The sequence below is a fragment of the Serratia sp. DD3 genome, assembly GCF_000496755.2.
In genome coordinates, this window is sequence record NZ_AYKS02000091.1 from 59595 (window position 1) to 66310 (window position 6716).

The following is a 6716-nucleotide window of genomic DNA, read 5'->3' on the forward strand; positions in this document are numbered from 1 at the left end:
CCATAAGGCTCACCTTGCGGGCCAGCACCAGTGCTGGCTGCCTACAGGCAACTCTAATTATTTTGGGTATATACATGCTGTTGGTGACCGTTTTACCGATCATCTCATAAAGTCCAGACCCTGCTAGTGCGGGGCCTGGAAAACTAACTATCAGCTACGGCGTACTTTTACCGCTGCGGCCAATTCACGCAGGACAGTTTCGGTATCTTCCCAGCCAATGCAAGCATCGGTCACGCTTTTACCATAAACCAGCGGCTCACCACTTTCCAGATTCTGATTCCCTTCCACCAGGTGACTTTCGATCATGACACCAATAATGGCTTGCTCACCCGCACATAATTGATTGCAAACATCGGTATTGACGTCCAACTGCTTTTTAAACTGCTTGCTACTGTTAGCATGGCTGAAATCGATCATCACTCGTGGTGGTAAACCCGCTTTAACCAGGCCATCTTTCACTTGCTTCACATGTGCTGCACTGTAGTTTGGCTCCTTGCCACCACGCAGGATGATATGGCAATCACCATTCCCCCCCGTGTTCACAATGGCAGAATGCCCCCACTTGGTGACAGACAGGAAGCAGTGCGCGGCACTCGCTGCATTAATGGCGTCAATGGCAACTTTAATCGTACCGTCAGTACCATTCTTAAAACCAACCGGACAAGAGAGGCCAGAGGCCAGCTCACGGTGCACTTGAGATTCAGTCGTCCGCGCACCAATAGCCCCCCAACTCATCAGGTCTGCCAGATATTGAGGCGTGATCATATCGAGAAATTCACCCGCCGTCGGTAAACCAGCATCATTAATATCCAGCAATAACTTACGTGCCAGACGCAAGCCTTCATTGATCTGGAAGCTGTTATCCATCTGTGGATCATTAATCAACCCTTTCCAGCCAACGGTGGTGCGTGGCTTTTCAAAATAGACGCGCATCACTATCTCTAACTCACCACCAAGCTCCTGGCGCAGTTTCAGCAGACGTGTCGCATACTCTTTTGCTGCATGAGTATCGTGAATAGAGCAAGGGCCAATCACCACCAGCAGACGATCATCATTGCCACGAAGGATGTTGTGGATAGCATTACGCGCTTGTGACACCGTTTCAGCCGCTTGTAGAGTGGCAGGAAACTTCTCCAACAGAGCCACCGGTGGCAGGAGTTCCGTGATTTGTTTAATACGTAAATCGTCATTTTGATAATTCATAGCTTTTCCATTAGGTATCGGTGTATTGCACAATGCGCAGAGACTTACCAATCTAGCGGCTGTAGCTGTTGCTGTAAATCATCTTTATGTCGCCGTTGGCATTGTGGCAGCTACCGTGCTGCCGTCTCAATGCCGAGAGATATTGATGCTATCTGTCAGCGACCAGGTAAATGTGCAGCAAACTCCAACATGCGGTTAAGCGGGATAAGCGCCTTATCACGCAGTGTTTCATCCACCAGGATCTCATGCTGTGCACCCATCTGCTCCAACCCTTCAGCAATGGCTTGCAAGCCGTTCATCGCCATCCATGGACAATGTGCGCAACTGCGACAGGTTGCCCCTTCCCCCGCCGTAGGGGCTTCGAATAGCTCTTTATCCGGGCAAGCCTGTTGCATCTTGTAAAAGATACCGCGATCAGTAGCCACAATCAGTTGCGGGTGAGGTAGTTTGGTTGCCGCTTGAATCAACTGGCTGGTTGACCCAACCGCATCAGCCAGTTCGATCACCGCATGGGGAGACTCTGGATGCACCAATATTGCCGCATTGGGGTAGAGCGCCTTCATACGCAACAGCGCTTGCGTTTTAAACTCATCATGAACGATACAAGCCCCTTGCCAGCACAGTACATCCGCCCCTGTTTGCTTTTGTACATAATGACCAAGATGCCGATCCGGTGCCCAGATAATTTTCTCACCGAGGCTATCAAGGTGTTCAATCAATTCAACTGCAATACTGGAAGTGACAACCCAATCGGCACGGGCTTTAACTGCCGCTGACGTATTGGCATAAACCACCACGGTCCGCTCGGGGTGACTGTCGCAAAAAGCGTTAAACTCCGCCGCTGGACAGCCAAGATCCAGTGAGCATTCGGCATGCAATGTTGGCATCAATACCTGTTTTTCCGGGCTGAGGATTTTAGCTGTTTCCCCCATAAAACGGACCCCAGCAACCAGTAACGTTGAGGCCGGATGTCGGCTGCCAAAACGCGCCATTTCCAGTGAATCTGCAACACATCCCCCCGTTTCCTCTGCGAGAGCCTGGATTTCAGGATCAGTATAGTAATGAGCCACCATCACGGCATCCCGTTGCTTGAGTAACGTTTTAATCTTTTGGCGATAAAATGCTTTTTCTGCTCCATCTAACGGTTGCGGTTTTGGAGGGAATGGGTACACCGCAGCATTGATATCAAACATTTCACTCATTACTTTTATCTCTTCAACGGGTTGGATGTTTGCTTATTGGTACTCGCTTACTCTTGGCAAACAACTTTGTTTGTTATACTAAACAAAATACCGCAATTTTTGTATTGAGTCGCTGCTATTTTCTATAAAAATTGATTTTTGTTTAATAGATTAAAATTTGGGGTGTTTGAGGAGGGGTGGAACAATGGCAACTGTTAGCAACAGCATATGTTTTCATCTAACACGATTCGTGGGATTTGTATAATTGAGTGTTTGGGATAGTTGAGTGCTATATAAAGAGATGGTGGGTCGTGCAGGATTCGAACCTGCGACCAATTGATTAAAAGTCAACTGCTCTACCGACTGAGCTAACGACCCATAATAGTGAGCTATTGCTCAAAACATGGTTACTACTATTTAAAACTGTTCAAATCATTTGCAGTGCAGGATTGATTAAAGGCCAACTGCTCTACCGACCCATGTTAGTGGTGGGTGATGACGGGCTCGAACCGCCGACCCCCTCCGTGTAAAGGAGATGCTCTACCAACTGAGCTAATCACCCACTGCATGGTTACTGCTTACTAGATACTTAAATTGGTGGGTCGTGCAGGATTCGAACCTGCGACCAATTGATTAAAAGTCAACTGCTCTACCGACTGAGCTAACGACCCATCATTGTGAGCTTACTGCTCAAAACATGGTTACTACTTATAAAGCCACATCTGTCATTGGGTGGTGCAGGATTGATTCGTCCTTCGTCCTCACCCTGCGGGCAACGCTGCGCGTTGTCGTCTCGCTTCGCTCGGCTCGGACCTGCGAGCAATTGATTAAAAGTCAACTGCTCCACCGACTGAGCTAACGGCCCAATTTTCTGTCACTTTGACACTTAACAAGATGTCTTGGCAACGGCGGCATATATTACTAATTTATCTTGGCAGCGCAACCTAAATTTTTACTTAAAAGGTTCAACTGCTTGTTCTTCACGCGAATGAGCCCAGAATTCAACCAAATCGACTAAATTCCGGGCTCAAATTTTGCTTATAAACTCGCTTCGCGTTTCTTGGCCTGTTTGGCCGCATCGCTGGTTGGGTATAACTTAATCACCTGCTGGTAAACGGCTTTGGCTTTATCCATTTGCCCTTTTTCCTGCATGATCACCCCAACTTTATACATCGCATCCGGTGCCTTCGGCGATTTTGGATAATTCTTTACCACTACTGCAAAATAGTAGGTCGCATCATCCTTTTTACCTTTGTTGTAAAGCAACTGCCCTAGCCAATAGTTGGCGTTAGGTTGGTAAGTCGACTGCGGATACTGCTTAATAAAAGCCTGAAAGGCGGTGATCGCCTCATCATACTGTTTTTTTTCCAGCGCCAGTGAAACCGCTGAATTGTAGTCGCTGTTCTCATCGCCACTACTTGCTGGAGCCGCAGTGGTGCCGGTAGAAGAATTGCTTGCGCTATCCCCAGATGTGGCAGCCGTTGCCCCTACGGCGGCCCCAGCGGCAGCACCCGCTGAACTCTGCGCACCATTCTGGCCAAGACTATCAATTTGCTGATAGAGCTGTTTCTGACGTTCAACTACCTGATTCAGCTGATACTGATTTTCCTGAATCTGCCCACGCAGTGAATCTATATCGCGTTGATTATCAGAGAGTTGTTGCTGAAGTTGATTTAAGAGCTGACTTTGAGCATTGCTAATCCGCTCAAGTGATGTGACACGGTCTTCGACCGAGCCGGAGCCGACATTACTGATTGGCGCTTGGGCAGTAGCGGCCCATGGAGCCGCTACGCCAACCAGTAACGACAGACTCAACAGGTGATGTCTGAAGTTACTGTTCATGCGATTCTCTTAGTAAACCAGAACGGCACGACGGTTTTTAGCCCAAGCCGCTTCATCGTGGCCCAGTACTGCTGGTTTCTCTTTACCGTAGGAAACGATAGAGATCTGGTCAGCAGAAACACCTTTACCTTGCAGGTACATTTTGACAGCGCTAGCACGACGCTCGCCCAAAGCGATGTTGTATTCTGGCGTACCGCGCTCATCCGCGTGACCTTCAACAGTCACTTTATAAGATGGATTGTTACGCAGGAATGCCGCATGAGCATCCAGCATCTGAGTGAAATCAGAGCCAATGTCATATTTGTCAAAAGCAAAGTAAACAATATTGTTTCTCTGCAGTTCTTGCATCTGCAAACGAGCTTGGTCTTCAGAAGACAGGTTGCTGCTACCATTTTCTGTGCCGTTGCCAGCGCCCATACCAGATTGGTCATTGTTTGCGCTTTTGTTAGAACTACAAGCCGCTACCGCCAAAATTGGCAATGCCAGCATAAGCCCCTTCAGCATTTTATTGAGTTGCATTTCTTTGATCCTTTTATAGTTTGCCATACATATTTGTATATGCATTACAGATACGGCGACCAGGCAGGAAATTTGACCTGTCCATCAGTTGCCGGAAGACGCGCTTTGAAACGCCCATCAGTCGACACCAACTGCAGCACGGAGCCCATACCTTGCGTGGAGCTAAAGATCACCATGGTGCCGTTTGGAGCGATACTGGGTGTTTCATCCAGGTACGTATCCGTTAATACTTGAACGGCACCCGAACCAAGATCTTGCTTGGCAATATGCTGAGCACCACTATTGGTACTTACCATTACCAAGAATTTACCGTCAGCACTCACATCAGCGTTCTGATTCTGAGCCCCTTCCCAAGTCAGGCGTTGTGGTGTGCCACCACTGGCACTGACTTTATAAATCTGAGGACGCCCCCCCTGATCAGAGGTAAAGGCCAACGATTGACTATCCGGGAACCAAGTGGGTTCAGTATTATTGCTGCGACCATCAGTAATCTGAGAGATCTGACCTGACCCCAGATTCATCACATACAGGTTAAGGCTACCGCTCTTGGAAAGTGCAAAAGCCAAGCGCGAACCATCCGGCGAAAATGCTGGCGCGCCATTATGGCGTGGGAACGAAGCAACCTGGCGGATAGCGCCGCTAGCCAACGTCTGGATAACCAGAGCTGAACGGCCGCTCTCGAAGGTCACATACGCCAATTTACTTCCATCAGGTGACCAGGCAGGTGACATCAGTGGTTCAGGTGAGCGGTGCACTACGAACTGGTTATAGCCATCATAATCGGCTACACGCAGCTCATGTGGGAATTTGCCACCATTAGTATGGACAACATAAGCAATACGGGTCCGGAACGCACCTTTGATACCCGTCAGCTTTTCAAACACTTCATCACTGGCGGTATGTGCAGAATAACGTAACCACTGCTTGGTGATCTTATATTGGTTCTGCGCTAGAACAGTACCAGGAGCCCCTGATGTATCAACCAGTTGATAGGAAACCAGGTAACTGCCATCGGCACCAGGCTGAACCTGGCCAACCACCACCGCATCAATACCCAGTGCAGTCCAGGCTGCTGGCGTTACTTCAGCTGCCGTAGAGGGCTGTTGCGGCATACGGGCCACATCAATAGGGTTAAACTTGCCGCTATTGCGTAGATCCGCACCAATAATCTGACCAATATCTTCTGGAGGGCTACCGGGCCCCGCCCATTTGAACGGTACCACGCCAATAGGGCGAGCAGAGTCGACGCCTTGGGTGATTTCAATGCGAACTTCCGCGTGTAACACGGATACCCACAGTACTAAAAAACTTAATACTACTCGAAGTGCCTGCTTCATCTCATCTCCCTTATCCAGGCAGGATGCCTACGATAAATTAGCAGAATTTTAACAAACCAACAAAACGATAGGATCCCTGTTGGTTACCTTGATTCATTCTTGGGGTATGACTCAATTAAAAAATCATTATTCTGGCTTAAATGTAATGGGTACATTCTTGAACACTTCATACACTGCCGGAGTCGGTGGTTTGGGAATATGAGCCTGCTTAGCCGCAGCAATTGCTGCCTGGCACAGAGCGGGATCACCCCCTTCAGACTTAATATCAATCAGCAAACCATCGGGTGCCAGTTTAATCCGTAAATCGCACGTTCTTCCTTTGTAAAGATCAGCATCATAAAACTTGCTCTGAATGGCTGCGGTAATCTGCCCCAGATAGCCACTAATATCGGCACCACTAGCCCCTGCGGTCTTCGCGTTCCCTTGCCCTGCAGGTTTACCGTCACCTTGCGCCTTAGCACTGCCACCTTTCGGTGCATTCTTGCCATCAGCTAAACCACCGAATAAATCATCGACTTCAGCAGCCTTTTTCTTCTCATCAGCGGCTTTTTTAGCTGCAGCGGCCTTCTCGGCGGCAGCTTTCTTTTCTGCTTCTGCTGCCGCTTTCTTCTCAGCCGCCGCCGCTGCCTTCGCC

At 48.8% G+C, this 6716-nt stretch carries 6 protein-coding genes and 4 tRNA genes; all 10 read right to left on the reverse strand.

Translation table 11 applies throughout. The features are described from left to right. Nucleotides 1-150 precede the first annotated feature (150 nt). The gene (gene aroG / locus IO95_RS18495; RefSeq protein ID WP_023489200.1) at nucleotides 151-1203 is read right to left on the reverse strand and encodes a 3-deoxy-7-phosphoheptulonate synthase AroG; all 1053 of its coding nucleotides are present in this window, start codon (nucleotides 1201-1203) and stop codon (nucleotides 151-153) included. A gap of 155 nt (nucleotides 1204-1358) precedes the next feature. Further along, nucleotides 1359-2405 (reverse strand): quinolinate synthase NadA, encoded by a 1047-nt coding sequence (gene nadA, locus IO95_RS18500; RefSeq protein WP_023489199.1) that lies wholly within the window; start codon nucleotides 2403-2405, stop codon nucleotides 1359-1361. 281 nt (nucleotides 2406-2686) lie between these two features. Beyond that, nucleotides 2687-2762, reverse strand: a tRNA-Lys gene (locus IO95_RS18505). 108 nt (nucleotides 2763-2870) lie between these two features. Continuing rightward, nucleotides 2871-2946, reverse strand: a tRNA-Val gene (locus tag IO95_RS18510). Nucleotides 2947-2979: 33 nt separating this feature from the next. After that, nucleotides 2980-3055, reverse strand: a tRNA-Lys gene (locus IO95_RS18515). Between the two features lie 58 nt (nucleotides 3056-3113). Beyond that, nucleotides 3114-3249: transfer RNA gene (locus IO95_RS25335), tRNA-Lys, on the reverse strand. Between the two features lie 173 nt (nucleotides 3250-3422). Then, complete coding sequence (gene cpoB, locus IO95_RS18525; protein WP_023490669.1) at nucleotides 3423-4226, reverse strand: cell division protein CpoB; 804 nt, start codon at nucleotides 4224-4226, stop codon at nucleotides 3423-3425. Between the two features lie 9 nt (nucleotides 4227-4235). After that, on the reverse strand, nucleotides 4236-4745 hold the full coding sequence (pal, locus tag IO95_RS18530) for a peptidoglycan-associated lipoprotein Pal (RefSeq protein WP_023490670.1): 510 nt from the start codon (nucleotides 4743-4745) through the stop codon (nucleotides 4236-4238). A 44-nt stretch (nucleotides 4746-4789) separates the two neighbouring features. Further along, the gene (gene tolB / locus IO95_RS18535) at nucleotides 4790-6082 is read right to left on the reverse strand and encodes a Tol-Pal system beta propeller repeat protein TolB (RefSeq protein WP_023490671.1); all 1293 of its coding nucleotides are present in this window, start codon (nucleotides 6080-6082) and stop codon (nucleotides 4790-4792) included. A gap of 126 nt (nucleotides 6083-6208) precedes the next feature. After that, the coding region (tolA, locus tag IO95_RS18540) for a cell envelope integrity protein TolA (protein WP_037386502.1) at nucleotides 6209-6716 on the reverse strand (508 nt) is incomplete at its 5' end.